Source organism: Variovorax sp. Root434, assembly GCF_001426595.1.
GTDB lineage: Bacteria > Pseudomonadota > Gammaproteobacteria > Burkholderiales > Burkholderiaceae_C > Variovorax.
Genome location: NZ_LMEK01000029.1, coordinates 65,568 through 82,268, shown reverse-complemented (window position 1 = coordinate 82,268; position 16,701 = coordinate 65,568). Strand labels below are relative to the sequence as shown.

Below are 16,701 nucleotides of genomic sequence, written 5' to 3'. Positions count from 1 at the left end.
ACAGGGATGACCTAACGTGGATTTCGGAACCTTCTTGGTCCAGTGCCTGAACTCTGTTCAGTACGGACTTCTGCTCTTCCTGGTGGCCTCGGGGCTGACGCTGATCTTCGGGATCATGGGCGTCATCAACCTCGCCCACGGAAGCTTCTACATGATCGGCGCGTACATGGCGTTCTCGCTGGCGCCGCTGTTCGGCGACCAGTTCCTGCTGATGCTGGTGGCCGGCGTGGTGCTGGCCGCGATCTTCGGCTACGTGCTGGAGTGGGCCTTCTTCAGCTACCTCTACCAGCGCGATCACCTGCAGCAGGTGCTGATGACCTACGGGCTCATCCTGGTGTTCGAGGAGCTGCGCTCCATCCTCGTGGGCAACGACGTGCACGGCGTGAAGGTGCCGGCATGGCTCGACGGCAGCTTCGCGCTGGGCAACGTCATGAGCTACCCGTGGTATCGCCTCTTCGCCTCGGCCGCCTGCATCGTGCTGGCCGTGGCGCTGTACTGGGTGGTCAACCGCACGCGGCTGGGCATGATGATCCGCGCCGGTGCGAGCAACCGCGACATGGTGCGCGGCCTGGGCATCGACGTGAAGCGGCTGTACCGCATCGTGTTCGCGGCTGGCGTGGCGCTCGCCGCGCTGGCCGGCATGATCGCGGCGCCGATGTCCTCGGTGTATCCGAACATGGGCGCGAGCGTGCTCATCATCTGCTTCGTGCTGGTGGTGATCGGCGGCATCGGCTCGATCACGGGCGCGCTGGTGGCCTCGCTGCTGGTGGGCTTCGTCGATACCTTCGGCAAGGTGTTCTTCGCGGACCTGAGCGGCATCGGCATTTACCTGCTGATGGCCATCGTGCTGATATGGAAGCCTGAAGGGCTGATGGGGAGACGGCCATGAAGAAGACCGCATTCCTCGTGCCGGTGCTGTGCGCCGTGCTCATCGGCGTGGCGGGCCCGTTCATGGGCAACTATGTTTCCGACTTCGTCGTGAAGATCATGATCCTGTCGATCTTCGCGCTGAGCCTGGAGCTGCTGGTCGGCATGACGGGGCTCGTGAGCCTGGGCCATGCGGCGTTCTACGGCATCGGTGCATACGTCACGGTGCTCGCTTCGGGCAGCGAAGGCGGCAACTTCGTGCTGCTGCTGCCGCTGGCCATGGGTGCGGCGGCGCTGTATGCGCTGTTCGTCGGTGCATTGAGCCTGCGCACGCGCGGCGTGTACTTCATCATGGTGACGCTGGCCTTCGCACAGATGGCCTTCTTCGTGTTCCACGACACCAAGGTCGGCGGCGGCAGCGACGGTATCTACATGTACGTGCGGCCTGCCCTCGGCGCGCTCGACATGGAGAACCGCACGGTGCTGTTCTACGTGGTTCTGGGGTCGCTGGTGTTCACCTACGTGCTGCTGGCGCTCATCCGCCGCTCGCGCTTCGGTGCGGCGCTGGCGGGCATCCGCGTGAACGAGCAGCGCATGCGCGCGGCGGGGTTCTCGGTGTATGCCTACAAGCTCGCGGCCTTCGTGCTGGCGGGTGCATTGGCCGGGCTTGCCGGCTTCCTGCTGGCCTCGCGCGACGGCGTGGTCAACCCGGAACTGATGGCATGGCACAACTCGGGCGAAGTGCTGCTGATGGTGATCCTCGGCGGCCTCGGCCACCTGCGCGGCGCGGTGATCGGCGCGATCGCGTTCACGCTGCTGAAGGAGATCTTCTCGACGCAGGCGGTGATGGGCCCGATGGCGGACCACTGGCAGCTGACGCTGGGCCTGACGATCATCGTGTTCGTGGCGCTGCTGCCCAAGGGACTGATCGGGCTTGTGAAGCGCCTCTCGCCGAAAGGAAGCACATGACCCGCATCCTGACTTCCTCCCTCCCCCGCTGGGGGAGGGCCGGGGTGGGGGCAAGCGGCGCCTCCATCGCGCGCTCTGCCTGCCCTCATCCCAACCTTCCCCCAGAGGGGGAAGGAGCAACACCATGAACGCACTGCTCTCCGTCGAAAAGCTCACCCGCCGCTTCGGCGGCCTCACCGCCGTCAACGCCGTCACACTCGACCTGCACGTCGGTGAGGTCCACGCGGTGATCGGCACCAATGGCGCCGGCAAGTCGACGCTGATCAACATGCTTTCCGGCGAGCTCGAAGCCTCCGAAGGCCGCATCGCGCTCGACGGCGTGGACATCACCGGCCGCGCCCAGTCGAAGCGCGCGCGCGACGGCGTGGGCCGCAGCTACCAGCGCACGACCATCTTCCCGGAGTTCAGCGTGCACGAGAACTGCCGGCTCGCCGCGCAGGCCGCCACGCCCAGGCCCTGGGCCTTCTGGCAGCCGTCGCAGGACTGCGCCACCAGCAACGCCACGGCCGACGCCGCGCTCGAAGCCGCCGGCCTCGCCCACGAAGCGCACCGCATCGCCGGCACCATGAGCCACGGCGCGCAGCGCCAGCTCGAAGTGGCGATGTGCCTGGCCACGAACCCGCGCGTGCTGCTGCTCGACGAGCCGCTCGCCGGCATGGGCGCCGAAGAAACCGACCGCATGCTCACGCTGCTCGCGCGGCTGAAGGCCACGCACGCGATCCTGCTGGTGGAGCACGACATGGACGCGGTGTTCCGCATTGCCGACCGCATCACGGTAATGGTGAACGGCACCGTCATCGCCACGGGCAACCCCAGGGAGATCCGCGAGAACCCCGAAGTGCGCACCGCCTATCTGGGCGAGGAACAACACTGATGCTGATCGTTCGCGACCTCAACACCTACTACGGCAACAGCCACATCCTGCGCGGCGTGCACGCCGGCATTCCCACGGCCACTTCGGTGGGCCTGCTCGGGCGCAACGGCATGGGCAAGACCACGCTGATTCGCACGATGATGGGCTACGTGCGTCCCGCCTCGGGCGAAGTGCAGGTCGACGGCCGCACCGTCACCGGCCTGCCGCCCGAGAAAATGGCGCGCCTGGGCATCGGCTACGTGCCCGAAGGGCGCGGCATCTTCCCCAACCTGTCGGTGCGCGAGAACCTCGTGATGAGCGAACGCGCCGGCATCGACGGCCGGCGCGCCTGGACCTTCGACCGCGTGATGGCCACCTTTCCGCGCCTGTCGGAGCGGCTGTCGCACGGCGGCCAGCAGCTGTCGGGCGGCGAGCAGCAGATGCTGTCGATCGGCCGCGCGCTGATGACCAACCCGCGCCTGCTGATCCTCGACGAGGCCACCGAAGGCCTGGCGCCGCTGATCGTGGCCGAGATCTGGCGTGTGATCGGCGAGATCCGCGCGACCGGCATCGCGACGCTGATCGTCGACCGCGATTACCGCAAAGTGCTCGCGCATACGGACCTCGCGGTGGTGATGGAGAAGGGGCAGATCGTGCGGCATGGGGCCTCGGCGGATCTGCTCGCCGAGCCGCAGGCGCTGGAAGAATTGCTGGGCGTGTGAAGGCAGGGAGCCGGCGCTACTCGATGAACCGCCGCAGCCCTTCAAGATCGATCACGGTGATCCCGCCGTACTCGATCCGCAGGAACCCCGCTTCCTTCAACCGGTTCAACGCCGCATTGCACCGCTGACGCGACACGCCCGAGAGATTCGCAATCTCCTCCTGCGAAGTCTGCAGGTGCGGTTCGCTCCCCGGATGCAGCCACGGGTGGAACAGCCCCGCCAGCGCGCGCGCCACCTGGCTGTCGGTGTCGAGCAGCCGGTGCGCCGCATAGTTGCCCATGAACCAGTGCAGCCGCTCGTTGATCTGCTGCAGCAGGAAGTGATCGAAGCCACGCTGCGTGCGGTGCAGCCACTCGAAGGTTTCCAGCGGCAGCTGCGCCACCCGGCTCGGCCGCAGCGCGATGATGTCGGCCGAGCGCGGCAGCGCGCGCAGCAGCGTGCCTTCGCCGAACCAGCTGCCCACCGACAGGCCGCCGAAGGTCACCGAGCGCCCGTCGCTCGAGGTGATCGACCACTTGAGCAGCCCTTCGAGCGTGCCGTACCAGTGTACCGGTGTGTCGCCGCGCCGGCACAGCGCGGCGCCGGCCGCCACCTCGACCTCGCGCATCTCGTCGAGCACGCGCTCGCCCGCCGCCACGTCGAGCAGCGGGAACCAGGCCGAGCCTTGCAGCAATTGCGGAATCGTCAGCGATGCCGCCTGGGGGGCCGGCTTCGTCGTGGGCATGGAATGAAAGCTCCTGAAGGCGCGGGTGCGTAAACCCTGAGCCCAAATGTCGTCGCGATGACTGAGTGTGCTCGCGCAGCAAAAAATAATAACGCGCCCCCCATGAAAGACACCAGGAGCCACCGACCATGTCGAAGCGCAAAGTGATCGTGACCATCGCCCCCACCGGCGGCATGGCGCACAAGTCGCAGAACCCCCACCTGCCCACGCAGCCCGCCGAGATCGCCGCCGACGTGCTGCGCTGCTGGAACGCCGGCGCGAGCGTGGTGGCCATCCACGCGCGCCGCCCCGACGACGGCGCCACCTGCAACGCCGAGGTGTACCGCGACATCAACAGCCGCATCCGCGCGCTCGGCAGCGACATCGTCATCAACAACTCCACCGGCGGTGGCGTGCACGGCGACATGGTGAAGCCGCTGGCCGGCGAGCGCTGGGAGATCGCGTGGGAAGAACGCATCAAGGGCATGGACGCGGGCGCCGAGATGTGCACGCTCGACGCCACCACGCTCAACCTGAGCTTCGAGGGCAAGCAGATCCTGATGGACACGCCCATCACGCGCGGCCGCGAACTGGCGGCCGGCATGAAGGCGCGCGGCATCAAGCCCGAGTGGGAGGTGTTCAGCCCCACGCACATCCTGCAGGACACGACCACGCTGATCGAGGAAGGCCACGACGACGAGCCCTACTTCATCAACCTCGTGATGAACGTGCACCGCAACTTCCAGAACGCGATGCCCTACTCGCCGCGCAACCTACAGATGATGGTCGACACGCTGCCCAAGGGCAGCATCTTCGGCGTGAGCGGCATCGGCATGTCGCAGCTCGAGGCCAACGTCGCGGCGCTGCTGCTGGGCGGCCATGCGCGCGTGGGCCTGGAAGACAACCTCTACTTCCGCCAGGGCGAGCTGGCCACCAACGTGCAGCTCACCGAGCGCATCGTGCGGGTGATCCGCGAGCTCGACATGGAAGTGGCGACACCGGCCGAGGCAAGGCAGATCATGGGCCTGCCGCGCACGGGCGGTCCGCGGCCCGAGTTCGCACTCGGTTGAAGACAGTCGGGAACAACGAAGGAGACACGGCACATGAACATTCCCCGCACCGCACCGGCCCTCGCGCTCGGCGCCCTTTTTGCAGCGAGCGCCGTCGCCCAGGTGTCGGACGACACCATCCGCATCGGCTTCATCAGCGACATGTCCGGCATCTACCGCGACTACGACGGCCCGGCCGGCGCCGAGGCGATCCGCATGGCCATCGCCGACATGGGCGGTGCCATCGGCGGCAGGAAGATCGAACTGGTCACGGCCGACCACCAGAACAAGCCCGACATCGCCGCCGCCAAGGCGCGCGAATGGTTCGACGTGCAGAAGGTCGACATGCTGATCGGCGGCGTCAACTCGGGCGCGGCCATTGCCATGGCAGGCGTGGCGGCCGACAAGAAGAAGCCGTACTTCGTGGTGGGCTCGGGCGCGTCGAGCCTCACCAACGAGTACTGCTCGCCCTACACGGTGCACTACGCCTACGACACGGTGGCCATGGCGCGCGGCACCGCAAGCGCGGTGGTCAAGGCCGGCGGCAAGAGCTGGTACTTCGTGGCGGCCGACTACGCCTTCGGCGCGGCGCTGCAGAACGACGCCACGAAGACCGTGCAGGCCGCGGGCGGCACGGTGGCCGGCTCGGTCAAGCATCCGCTGGGCGCGAGCGATTTCTCGTCGTTCATGCTGCAGGCGCAGAACTCGAAGGCCCAGGTGCTGGCACTCGCCAACGCGGGCGGCGACACGGTCAACGCGATCAAGTCGGCGGCCGAGTTCGGCCTCGGCAAGAACATGAAGCTCGCCGGCATGATCATCACCATCAACGACGTGCATGCGTTGGGCCTGAAGAGCTCGCAGGGCATGTACCTCACCGACAGCTGGTACTGGAACCAGAGCCCCGAGTCGCGAGAATGGGCGCGGCGCTTCTTCGACAAGCACAGGCGCATGCCCTCCTCCTTCCACGCCGGCGACTATTCGGCCGCGCTGCAGTACCTGCAGGCGGTGAAGGCAGCGGGCAGCGACGATGCCGACAAGGTGATGGCGCAATTGCGCAAGACGAAGTTCAACGACATGTTCGTCAAAGGCGGCTGGCTGCGCGAAGACGGGCTGATGGTGCACGACATGCACCTGATGCAGGTGAAGGCCCCGGCCGAGTCGAAGGAGCCGTGGGACTACTACAAGGTGGTCGAGCCGATCCGCGGCGAGGCCGCATGGACGACGAAGGCGGAGAGCCGCTGCGCGCGGTGGAAATCGGCATGAGCACATCTTCTTTCCCGGACGTGAAGCGCGTGGCGGTGGTCGGCACCGGCGTGATCGGTGCGAGCTGGGCCGCGTACTTCCTGGCGCACGGGCTCGACGTGAATGCGACCGATCCGTCGCCCGGCGCGGAAGAACGGCTGCGCGAAGCGGTGGCACAGCACTGGCCGACGCTGCAGCGCTTCGGGCTGGCCGAGGGCGCGTCGATGGACCGCCTGCGCTTCCACGACAGCCTGGAAGACGCGGTGTCCGTGGCCGACTTCGTGCAGGAGAACGGCCCCGAGCGCATGGACTTCAAGATCGACCTGTTCCGCCGCATGGACGCGGCCGCGCCGCCAGACACCATCCTCGCGTCAAGCTCGTCGGGCCTGGCGATCAGCGGCGTGCAGTCGGGCTGCGCGCACCCGCAGCGCGTGGTGCTGGGGCATCCGTTCAATCCGCCGCACCTGATTCCGCTGGTCGAGGTGATCGGTGGCGACCAGACTTCGGCCGAAGCCATCGAACGCACGATGGCGTTCTACGCGGCCATCGGCAAGCGGCCGATCCACGTGAAGCGCGAGGTGAAAGGCCACATCGCGAACCGGCTGCAGGCCGCACTATGGCGCGAGGCGTTCCACCTGGTCAACGAAGGCGTGGCGAGCGTGGCCGACATCGACACGGCCATCGCCCACGGCCCCGGCCTGCGCTGGGCGGTGATGGGGCCGTTCATGAACCTGCATCTGTCGGGCGGCGCGGGCGGCATCGAGCACCTGCTCGCGCATTTGGGCGGGCCGATCGAGGACTGGTGGAAGGACTTGGGTGCGCCGTCGATGACGGCCGAACTCAAGCAGAAGGTGGCGCAAGGCGTGTCCGAGGAATTGGGCGCTCGACGCACGGCCGACCTCGAAGCCGCCCGCGACACCCTGCTGTTAGACCTGATTCGCGCCAAGGCTGACAGCGGCAAGCTCGACTAGATGAAATCCCGCTTTTCGAATCGTCTCGTTGCGCGGTGGGTTCGGTGTTCGGGGTGCGCTCACACCGACGGGGTACCTTGCTCCGCGAATGTCCCCCGGCCTGCGGCCTCCTCCTTTATTTCGCTGCGCAAGGCACCCCATCGGCGTGATCGTTGGACAGAGCAGTCGTTGATCAGCGATGCACCCAGAGCGTGCCCTCGTGCACAGGGCACCGGGTGCTCCCCGCAGCGAAATAAAGGAGGAGCCCGAAGGGCGGGGGACATTCGCGGAGGGGAGTACCCGGTGGCCTGTGCACGCACCCCGAACAAAACCCCGGAACACTGAAATGACCGACTTCCTCCAGGACGAAAGCCTGATCGCCCCGCCCCGCACCGTGCGCATCGACTTCGACGATGGCTCCTTCGCGCTGCGTTCGCCGATGGCGCTGAAACCCTATGCACGCTGCATCGGCGAATGGATCGAGCGCTGGGCGCATGAGACACCCGACGCACTGGCCTTCGCCGAGCGCGACGAAACAGGCGAAGGCTGGCGCAAGCTCGACTACCGCGCGCTGCGTCACGCCGTGGGCGCCGTCGCTCAGGCGCTGCTCGACATGAACCTGCCGCCGGGCCAGCCGGTCGTGATCCTGTCGGACAACGCCATCGACCACGCGGTGCTGATGCTGGCCGCCATGCACATCGGCCGCACCGCGTGCTCGCTGTCGAGCGCCTACTCGCGCATGGCGAAAGACCCGTCGCGGCTGCACGGCATGCTGCAGGCGCTGAAGCCGGCGCTGATCTACGCATCGGATGCGAAGGTGTACGGCAGCTCGCTCGAAGGATGCGGCGTCGAGGCCGTCACCGTGTTCAGCCGCAACGCCGAGGCGCATCCCGGCGCGATGGCGTTCGACCGACTGCTCGCGGTGAAGGAAACGCCCGCCGTCATGCAGGCCTTCGCCGACGTGCTGCCCGACACGCACGCCAAGTACCTGCTGACCTCCGGCTCCACCGGCAAGCCCAAGGTGGTCATCAACACGCACCGCATGCTGTGCGCCAACCAGCAGATGATGGCGCAGACCTGGCGCTTCCTCGCGCGGGAAGCACCGGTGCTCGTCGACTGGCTGCCCTGGAGCCACACCTTCGGCGCGAACCACAACCTGAACATGGTGCTATGCCACGGCGGCGCGCTCTACATCGACGAGGGCCGGCCCGCGCCGGGCCTGATCGAGAAGACGGTGCGCAACCTGCGCGAGGTGAAGCCCACGCTGCTGTTCAACGTGCCGCGCGGCTTCGACATGCTGCTGCCTTTTCTCGAATCCGACGACGCGCTGGCCGCAGAGGTGTTCTCGCGCCTGCGGCTGGCCTTCTACGCAGCGGCGGCGCTCGCGCCTTCCACCTGGCAGCGGCTCGAAGCGGTGGCTGCGCGCGTGCGCCCGACGCGGCCGCTGTGGCTCACCACCTCGTGGGGCGCAACCGAGACCTCGCCCGCCATCACCTCCGCGCACTGGAAGCTCGACGGTGCCGGCTGCATCGGCGCGCCGCTGCCGGGGCTGGAGCTGAAGTTCGTGCCCAACGGCGAGAAGCTGGAGATGCGCGTCAAGGGCGTCTCGGTGTTTCCGGGTTATCGCGATGCACCGCGCGAAACGGCGCAGGCCTTCGACGAAGAAGGCTACTACCGCATCGGCGACGCCGGCTTCCTCGCGAACCCGACCGAACCCGCGCAGGGCGTGATCTTCAACGGCCGCGTGGCGGAAGACTTCAAGCTCTCCACCGGCACCTGGGTGTCGGTGGGCACGCTGCGCGTGAAGCTGGTGTCGCTGCTCGCGCCGCATGTGCAGGACGTGGTGCTCACCGGCCACGACAGCGACGAGATCGGCATGCTGGTGTTTCCCAGCCCGCAAGGCGCTGCGCTCGCGCCCGAGGCCCTGCGCGAACGCATCGCCGGCGTGCTGCGCGCGCTGCGCGACGAAGGCGCGGGCTCCTCGCAATGCCCGGCCTGCGCATTGGTGCTGGCCGAGCCCCCGAGCCTCGACGCGGGCGAGATCACCGACAAGGGCTACATCAACCAGCGCGCCGTGCTGGTGCGCCGCGCGGCCGACGTGGCGCGGCTGCATGCGTCCGGCGACGCGCAGGTGGTGCGCCCGGGCTGAACCCCGAATCCCGACCCTTGGAGACATGGCCATGCAGCACGTCACATACGACATCGAAGACACGGTGTGCACGATCACGCTGAACCGCGCGAACAAGCGCAACGCCGTCGACGGCCGCATGGCCGCCGAGCTGCGCGAAGCCTTCGAGCGTTTCGAGGCCGACGACGCGCTGCGCGTCGCGGTGCTGACCGGCGCGGGCGGCAATTTTTGCGCGGGCGCCGATCTCTCAGCCGTGGGCGATCCGGCCCGCCGCAACGAGCTCGATCCCCAAGGCGGCGGCAGCGGCCCGATGGGGCCGACGCGCATGGCGCTGTCGAAGCCGCTGATCGCGGCGGTGAACGGCCACGCGGTGGCGGGCGGCCTCGAACTCGCGCTGCTGGCCGACCTGCGCGTGGCCGACGAGGACGCGGTGTTCGGGGTGTTCTGCCGCCGCTGGGGCGTGCCGCTGATCGACGGCGGCACGGTGCGGCTGCCGCGCATCGTGGGCATGGGCCGCGCACTCGACATGATTCTTTCGGGCCGTGCGGTGGGCGCGGCCGAGGCGCTGGCGATGGGCCTCGTCAACCGCGTCACGCCACCGCGCGGCGCGCTGGCCGCCGCGCAGGAACTGGCCCGCCAGCTCGCTGCGTTCCCGCAGCAATGCATGCTGGCCGACCGCCGCAGCGCCTACGAACAATGGGACCTGCCGCTGGCCGAAGCGCTGCGCCGCGAAGGCGCGCTGGGCGTGCCGATGGTCTTCGCCGAGGGCGAAGCCGGCGCCGCGCGCTTCGCAGGAGGCGCCGGTCGCCATGGCGAGTTCGGGCACTGAGCGCCTGGCTTCAGCGCCTGGGCGTGGCCTTCTTCTTCGGCTCGCTTCCGCCGAACAGCTTCTCCACCTGCTGCCCCACCCGCGCCCCGATCGCCGTGCCCACGCCCGGCAGCACCGCGCTGCCGATGGCCGCGCCGGTGAGCGCGGCGCCGGTCAGCGACAGCTCGGGGTCGCTCATGGTGCCGCTCACCTTGAGCGGGACGCCGACCACGCCGTCGACGAGGTCCACCGCGATCTCGCCGTCGAGCCTGCGATTGAACAGCTTCAGGTTGCCGCTCGCGGTGAGCACCCCGGAGCGGGCCTTGAGGTTGCTGTACTGCATCACCACGCCGTCTTCGGTGCCCTGGGTGTCGAGCGTGCCGGTGAGCTCGTCCAGCGCAGTGGTGCCCCCGCGGCTGATGCCGACGGTGGTGACGGCCTTGGCCACGTCCAGCCGCGTGAGCGTGGCGGGCTGCACCGAGAAGGTGGTGCGGGTGTGCAGGCCGCGGATCAGCGCGCCCAGTTCCTCGGCATCGCCGGCCTCGGTCCTGAGCGTGGTGTGGCCCGAGACCTTGCCCGCCACCGAGGTGCGGCGGCCGAAGGCGTGCACCAGGCTTTCGATGTCGACCTGGCGCGGCTCCAGCTCGGCCGACACCCGCAATTTGCCGCCGGGCGGCGTCTCGAGGCGGGCGACGCCGTTCCACGTGCCGCCGCCCACGTCGATGCGGGTGCGCCAGCGGTCCTGCCCGTCAAGGCGGTCCAGCCGAAGGCGCGTGAGCGTCGCGGCGCCGGCTCGCTCGAGCCGGACTTGGCGCGGGCGCCAGCCGGGGTCGAAGCGGATGTCGCCGTCGTAGGCCAGCGCAATATCGCGCCGGTCGATCCAGACCACGTCGCGCCAGCGCAGCTGTTCCAGCGGCACGGGGGCCAGCGTCCATGGCGCGGGCAGCGCCACCAGGTTGCCGCCGTCCTCCTGCGGCTTGGGGCCCCTGCCCCGGAACGCCCGCACCGAGGCGCGCGGCAGCACCAGGCTTTCGATCTCGAGATCGTCCACGGCAACGACGCGCTGCAGCAGCGGCGCGAGCTTCAGCCGCAGGGTCAGGCGGCGCAGCGTGATGGGGCGCGGCTGGTCGGTGGCGATCTCGGACAGCGCCAGCACGGGCACCGGCAGCAGCGACCAGTGGGCGCCGCCGATCTTCAGGGCAACGCCGAAGCGCTTCTCGAAGCCTTCGGCGATCTTCGCAGCCACCTCTTCGTCGGTGGGCAGGCGCACGCTCACCACCCACACCAGCGCGCCCACGCCCAGCAGCAGCGTTGCGGCGATGCCGAGGAGCCAGCGGCGGACGGGATGCTTCATCGGTGCAAGCTAGCACGCAAAGGCGACTCGGTTTGTCAGTCGCCATCGCTATAGTTTTGAGTCCCCCTTACAGGCAAGAAGGAAGTACCGAATGCGTATCTGGAAAAAAGAAGTCTCCGTCGAGGAGCTGACCCGCAACCACGTCGGCACCGCCGTCTCTGCGCTGGGCATGGAATTCCTGGAGGTGGGCGACGACTTCATCCGCGCCCGCTGCCCGGTGGACGAGCGCACCCGCCAGCCCTACGGCATCCTGCACGGCGGCGTGTCGGTGGTGCTGGCCGAGACGCTGGGTTCCTGCGGCGCCCACTACTCGGCGCCCGAGGGCGACCGCGCCGTGGGCCTGGACATCAACGCCAACCACATCCGCTCCGTCACCAGCGGCTGGGTCATCGGCACGGCGCGGCCGGTGCACCGCGGCCGCAGCACGCAGGTCTGGCAGATCGACCTGACGAACGAGGCGGGTGAGCTGACCTGCGTGTCGCGCATCACCATGGCCGTGCTGCAGGCGCGCTGAGCGCCGCTCTTTCCTCCTTCTCTTGCGGCGGTGTTCAGGCCGGGGTTCATCGACCACAATCACGCCCCACCAACAAGAGGAGATGAAAGCAATGTTCAAGTGGACTGAAAGGCCCGCGTCCGCGCTGGCCAACGGCGCGGTCATCGCGCCCGACGAGCGCCTGCCCTGGCTGCAAACCGGCGCCATGGGCGTGCAGCACGTCATCGCGATGTTCGGCGCCACGGTGCTGGCACCGATCCTGATGGGCTTCAGCCCCAACATCGCGATCCTGATGAGCGGCATCGGCACGCTGATCTTCTACTTCGTCACCGGCGGCAAGGTGCCCAGCTACCTGGGCTCGAGCTTCGCCTTCATCGGCGTGGTGATCGCGGCCAGCGGCTATGCGGGCAAGGGGCCCAACGCCAACATCGCGGTGGCGCTGGGCGGCATCGTGGCCTGCGGGGTGGTGTACATCCTGATCGGGGCGCTGGTGCAGGCCATCGGCACCGGCTGGATCGAGCGCGTCATGCCGCCGGTGGTCACGGGCGCCGTGGTGGCGGTGATCGGGCTCAACCTCGCGAGCGTGCCGATCAAGAACATGGCGGCCAGCAACTTCGACTCGTGGATGCAGGCCGTGACCTTCCTCTGCGTGGGGCTGGTGGCGGTGTTCACGCGCGGCATGCTGCAGCGCCTGCTGATCCTGGTCGGGCTGGTCCTGGCCACCATCGTCTACGCGGTGCTGACCAACGTCCTGGGCATGGGCAAGCCGGTCGACCTGAGCGGCATCGCCAATGCGGCCTGGTTCGGCCTGCCGACCTTCACGGCGCCGGTGTTCACGGCCAACGCGATGCTGCTGATCGCGCCCGTGGCGATCATCCTGGTGGCGGAGAACCTCGGCCACCTGAAGGCGGTGACGGCCATGACGGGCCGCAACCTCGACCCGTACATCGGCCGCGCCTTCATCGGCGACGGCATCGCCACAGTGGTGAGCGGCGCGGCCGGCGGCACGGGCGTGACGACCTACGCCGAGAACATCGGCGTGATGGCGGCCACGCGCATCTACTCGACCGCGGTGTTCGTGGTGGCGGCGCTCATTGCGCTGGTGCTGGGCTTCAGCCCCAAGTTCGGTGCGCTGATCCAGGCGATTCCGCTGCCGGTGATGGGCGGCGTGAGCATCGTGGTGTTCGGCCTGATCGCGATCGCGGGCGCCAAGATCTGGGTCGACAACAAGGTCGACTTCTCGCAGAACAAGAACCTGATCGTGGCGGCCATCACGCTGATCATCGGCACCGGCGACTTCACGCTGAAGTTCGGCGACTTCGCGCTCGGTGGCATCGGCACCGCGACCTTCGGCGCGATCCTTCTTTACGCGCTGCTGGGGCGCTCGAAGAACTGACGCAAGGCACCCCGGAAAAGTGCAACCTCGTGAAAGAAGTGTTGTCCCGGGGGCCTGAAGCAGGGCCTGTTCATTGGGGTTTGGCCCGCGCCCGTTAGACTCCAACGCTTTTCGCACCGACGTTTTCCCAATGGCCGATGTCTCCGCCGCGCGCACCAAGGCGGTTTTCGAATTCAAGAGCGCCACGCTGCCGCTGATCGCAGTGATCCTCAAGACGTCCGACCTGGACGTGCTGGCCGAGGCGCTCGACGCCCAGCTGGCCGATTCGCCCGACTTCTTCGAGCAGGAGCCGGTGGTGATCGATCTCTCGCTGCTGCAGGAAGAGCAAGGCGAGGGCGAACTCGACTTCGCCGCCCTGCGCGGCCTGCTGGCGCGCCACCAGACCCAACCCATCGCCGTGCGCGGCGGCAACGCCGGGCAGAACGCCGCAGCGCGCGCCGCGGGCCTCTCGGTGGCGGCCATGCCCGCGGCCCCCGCGCCCCGTGCGCCGGCGCCGCCAGCCGAAGCGCCCGCATCGGAAGCCCCGCAGATCGTGCGTGAAGTGCCGGTGCCGGCCAACGGCACGCTGCTGATCGACAAGCCGCTGCGTTCGGGCCAGCAGGTCTACGCCCGTGGCGGCGACGTGGTGGTGACCGCGGTGGTGAGCTTCGGCGCCGAAGTCATCGCCGACGGCAACGTGCATGTGTACGCACCGCTGCGAGGCAAGGCCATTGCCGGCGCGCGCGGTAACACCGAGGCGCGGATCTTCTCGACCTGCATGGAAGCGCAGCTGGTGGCCATTGCGGGCATCTACCGGACCAACGAAGTCGCGCTGCCCGACACGGTGCTGGGAAAATCGGCCCAGGTGCGCCTGGACGGCAAAAAAATAGCGATCGACCCGATTCCCTGAGCCCCCTCACGAAACGCGGCGATCCTGACAACCAACAACTGAATCGAAACAAGAAGGAATGGCCATGGCCAAAATTGTGGTGGTGACTTCGGGCAAGGGCGGCGTCGGCAAGACGACGACGAGCGCCAGCTTCGCGTCGGGCCTCGCGCTCGCGGGCAAGAAAACGGCGGTGATCGACTTCGACGTGGGCCTGCGCAACCTCGACCTGATCATGGGCTGCGAACGCCGCGTGGTGTACGACCTGATCAACGTCATCCAGGGCGAAGCCAACCTGAGCCAGGCACTCATCAAGGACAAGCAGTGCGACAACCTGTTCGTGCTGGCCGCCTCGCAGACGCGCGACAAGGAAGCGCTGACGCAGGACGGCGTCGAGAAGGTGCTGACCGACCTCGCCGCGATGGAGTTCGACTACATCGTCTGCGACTCGCCCGCGGGCATCGAGACCGGCGCCATGATGGCCATGCACTTCGCCGACGAAGCGCTGATCGTCACCAACCCCGAAGTCTCCTCGGTGCGCGACTCGGACCGCATCCTGGGCATGCTCAGCAGCAAGACCAAGCGCGCCAAGGAAGGCGGCGACCCGATCAAGGAGCACCTGCTGATCACCCGCTACAACCCGAACCGGGTGGCGGGCGGACAGATGCTCTCGCTGGAAGACATCCAGGACATCCTGCGCATCAAGCTCATCGGCGTGATCCCCGAGTCGGAAAGCGTGCTGCATGCCTCGAACCAGGGCGTGCCCGCGATCCACGACAAGGAAACCGACGTGGCGCAGGCCTACAGCGACGTGGTGGCGCGGTTCCTCGGAGAGGACAAGCCGATGCGCTTCGTCGACGCCGAGAAGCCCAGCTTCTTCAAGCGGATCTTCGGAGGCAAGTAGGCATGTCGTTTCTCTCGTTCCTGCTTGGCGAGAAGAAGAAGACTGCAAGCGTCGCGAAAGAGCGCCTGCAGATCATCCTCGCGCACGAGCGCTCCAGCCTCAGCGGCAAGAAGCGCCCCGACTATCTGCCCGAACTCCAGCGCGAGCTGGTGGCGGTGATTTCCAAGTACGTGTCGATCAACGCCGACGACATCAAGGTGCACCTGGAAACCCAGGACAACCTCGAAGTGCTCGACATCAAGATCGAGCTGCCCGACCCGGCGCCGGCGCGCTGACGGGTTTCGCGGACCTCAGTGCACGGGGTCCGCAAGAAAGCGCAGCACCTGCTCGAGCACCTCCGGCGTCTGGAGGATGCGGCGGTGCCCGAGCCCCTGCGTGGCCGCCAGCTGGGCGCCGCGGATCGCATCGCGGTAGGCCTCGGCATCGGCGAAGCGGTTCACGCGGTCGTCTCGGTCGTGCACGATCAGCGTCGGCTGCACGATGCGCGGGCCCACGGCGGCCGGCTCCAGCTGCGCCATCAGGACCCCTTCACGCGATTCGAGCAGCCGCTGCATCGCCCCCCGCGTGGCTTCGCTGAGGCCGAAGGTGTGCGCGAAGTAGCGCGTGTATTCGCGCGGCGAAGCAGGCGGCGCGAGCAGCACGAGGCGCTCCGCCGGAAGGCCGCGCGCCGCTGCAAGAGCGAGCCCGTTGGCGCCCAGCGAATGCGCGACGGCGGCGCGCAACGCGTGGCCATCGGCCGCGAGCCGGGCTGCCACGTAGGCGATGGCGCGCGCGAACTGCGGCGAGTTGCTCATCGTGCCCGCGCTGCGGCCGTGCGCCGGCAGCTCGAGCAGCACGGGCCGCAGCCCTGCCGCAGCCACGGCCTGCGCGAGCGGCAGCATCTGCCCCGCGTGCCCGCCCCAGCCGTGCACCAACAGCACCACGGGCGCCGACTCCGCACCCGAGTCCTGCGCGGCCAGGTGGTAGATGCCGACGCCCGCGTCCTCGAAGGCCCAGCTCTCGCGCCGCCATTCGGCGCCGGGGCCCTGGCCGCGATAGAGCCACTTGGGCGGCAGCGGCGTGCCGAACAGGCGGTACGCGGCGCGCACGCCGAGTGCGGGCCAGAGGCGCTGCGAGGTGCTCAGGCCGAAGCGCAGCGCGCGCATCGTGCGGCTGGGCCGGTAGTAGTTCGACTGCGCGGCGTGGCCGGCGGCCGGTGTGGAAGTGGTCGTCATGGCGAGGCGTTCTTTCCGGGCGTTCAGTACCAGACCCAGTCGCGGTTGCTGCGAGGCAGGCTGCGCAGGGTGTCGCGCAGGCCCTTCGCGCCGAGGACGGCCGCATAGGCGGCGAGAAAGAGGGCGATGATCAGCATGGTGCTTCTCCTTTTTATCGCACAGTCGTGCGAAATTCTGGCAAATG

17 protein-coding genes are annotated in these 16,701 nt (G+C 68.2%); 14 read left to right on the top strand and 3 right to left on the bottom strand.

What is annotated here, in order from left to right:
* Positions 1-16 precede the first annotated feature (16 nt).
* The 4 genes from ASD05_RS28855 (at position 17) to ASD05_RS28840 (ending at position 3,411) form a co-directional block, all read left to right on the top strand.
* Entirely contained in the window at positions 17-889 is an 873-nt protein-coding gene (locus ASD05_RS28855) for a branched-chain amino acid ABC transporter permease (protein ID WP_056600159.1), read from the top strand.
* On the top strand, positions 886-1,836 hold the full coding sequence (locus ASD05_RS28850; RefSeq protein WP_056600156.1) for a branched-chain amino acid ABC transporter permease: 951 nt from the start codon (positions 886-888) through the stop codon (positions 1,834-1,836). The genes ASD05_RS28855 and ASD05_RS28850 overlap by 4 nt, the downstream gene beginning before the upstream one ends.
* A 124-nt stretch (positions 1,837-1,960) precedes the next feature.
* On the top strand, positions 1,961-2,710 hold the full coding sequence (locus ASD05_RS28845; RefSeq protein ID WP_056600153.1) for an ABC transporter ATP-binding protein: 750 nt from the start codon (positions 1,961-1,963) through the stop codon (positions 2,708-2,710).
* On the top strand, positions 2,710-3,411 hold the full coding sequence (locus ASD05_RS28840) for an ABC transporter ATP-binding protein (protein WP_056600150.1): 702 nt from the start codon (positions 2,710-2,712) through the stop codon (positions 3,409-3,411). Before ASD05_RS28845 ends, ASD05_RS28840 begins: the two co-directional genes overlap by 1 nt.
* Positions 3,412-3,427: 16 nt before the next feature.
* Here ASD05_RS28840 and ASD05_RS28835 read toward each other — a convergent pair whose 3' ends face one another.
* Entirely contained in the window at positions 3,428-4,135 is a 708-nt protein-coding gene (locus ASD05_RS28835; protein ID WP_056600148.1) for a Crp/Fnr family transcriptional regulator, read from the bottom strand.
* Between the two features lie 128 nt (positions 4,136-4,263).
* Between ASD05_RS28835 and ASD05_RS28830 the strand changes: the two genes are divergently transcribed.
* The 5 genes from ASD05_RS28830 to ASD05_RS28810 all read left to right on the top strand — a co-directional run bounded on the left by ASD05_RS28830 (position 4,264) and on the right by ASD05_RS28810 (position 10,312).
* Entirely contained in the window at positions 4,264-5,184 is a 921-nt protein-coding gene (locus tag ASD05_RS28830; RefSeq protein ID WP_056600146.1) for a 3-keto-5-aminohexanoate cleavage protein, read from the top strand.
* A 33-nt stretch (positions 5,185-5,217) separates the two neighbouring features.
* Positions 5,218-6,426 (top strand): ABC transporter substrate-binding protein, encoded by a 1,209-nt coding sequence (locus ASD05_RS28825; protein ID WP_056600143.1) that lies wholly within the window; start codon positions 5,218-5,220, stop codon positions 6,424-6,426.
* A complete protein-coding gene (locus ASD05_RS28820) occupies positions 6,423-7,376 on the top strand; it encodes a 3-hydroxyacyl-CoA dehydrogenase NAD-binding domain-containing protein (protein WP_056600362.1) in 954 nt (317 codons plus the stop codon). The genes ASD05_RS28825 and ASD05_RS28820 overlap by 4 nt, the downstream gene beginning before the upstream one ends.
* 325 nt (positions 7,377-7,701) lie before the next feature.
* On the top strand, positions 7,702-9,504 hold the full coding sequence (locus tag ASD05_RS28815) for a feruloyl-CoA synthase (protein WP_056600141.1): 1,803 nt from the start codon (positions 7,702-7,704) through the stop codon (positions 9,502-9,504).
* A gap of 25 nt (positions 9,505-9,529) precedes the next feature.
* Entirely contained in the window at positions 9,530-10,312 is a 783-nt protein-coding gene (locus tag ASD05_RS28810) for a crotonase/enoyl-CoA hydratase family protein (protein WP_157610337.1), read from the top strand.
* A gap of 10 nt (positions 10,313-10,322) precedes the next feature.
* Here ASD05_RS28810 and ASD05_RS28805 read toward each other — a convergent pair whose 3' ends face one another.
* On the bottom strand, positions 10,323-11,645 hold the full coding sequence (locus tag ASD05_RS28805) for a hypothetical protein (RefSeq protein WP_056600139.1): 1,323 nt from the start codon (positions 11,643-11,645) through the stop codon (positions 10,323-10,325).
* Between the two features lie 91 nt (positions 11,646-11,736).
* Here ASD05_RS28805 and ASD05_RS28800 point away from each other — a divergent pair, with 91 nt between their 5' ends.
* From ASD05_RS28800 to minE, 5 genes are all read left to right on the top strand, one after another.
* On the top strand, positions 11,737-12,159 hold the full coding sequence (locus ASD05_RS28800) for a hotdog fold thioesterase (RefSeq protein ID WP_056600136.1): 423 nt from the start codon (positions 11,737-11,739) through the stop codon (positions 12,157-12,159).
* A gap of 91 nt (positions 12,160-12,250) precedes the next feature.
* A complete protein-coding gene (locus tag ASD05_RS28795) occupies positions 12,251-13,534 on the top strand; it encodes a solute carrier family 23 protein (protein ID WP_200955516.1) in 1,284 nt (427 codons plus the stop codon).
* 130 nt (positions 13,535-13,664) lie between these two features.
* Complete coding sequence (gene minC, locus ASD05_RS28790) at positions 13,665-14,423, top strand: septum site-determining protein MinC (RefSeq protein ID WP_007836826.1); 759 nt, start codon at positions 13,665-13,667, stop codon at positions 14,421-14,423.
* A 64-nt stretch (positions 14,424-14,487) separates the two neighbouring features.
* Complete coding sequence (minD, locus tag ASD05_RS28785) at positions 14,488-15,303, top strand: septum site-determining protein MinD (RefSeq protein ID WP_056600357.1); 816 nt, start codon at positions 14,488-14,490, stop codon at positions 15,301-15,303.
* A 2-nt stretch (positions 15,304-15,305) separates the two neighbouring features.
* On the top strand, positions 15,306-15,578 hold the full coding sequence (gene minE, locus ASD05_RS28780; RefSeq protein ID WP_007836823.1) for a cell division topological specificity factor MinE: 273 nt from the start codon (positions 15,306-15,308) through the stop codon (positions 15,576-15,578).
* A 15-nt stretch (positions 15,579-15,593) separates the two neighbouring features.
* On the opposite strand, the gene ASD05_RS28775 is transcribed toward minE, so the two are convergent.
* Entirely contained in the window at positions 15,594-16,517 is a 924-nt protein-coding gene (locus tag ASD05_RS28775) for an alpha/beta fold hydrolase (RefSeq protein WP_056600132.1), read from the bottom strand.
* Between the last annotated feature and the right edge of the window lie 184 nt (positions 16,518-16,701).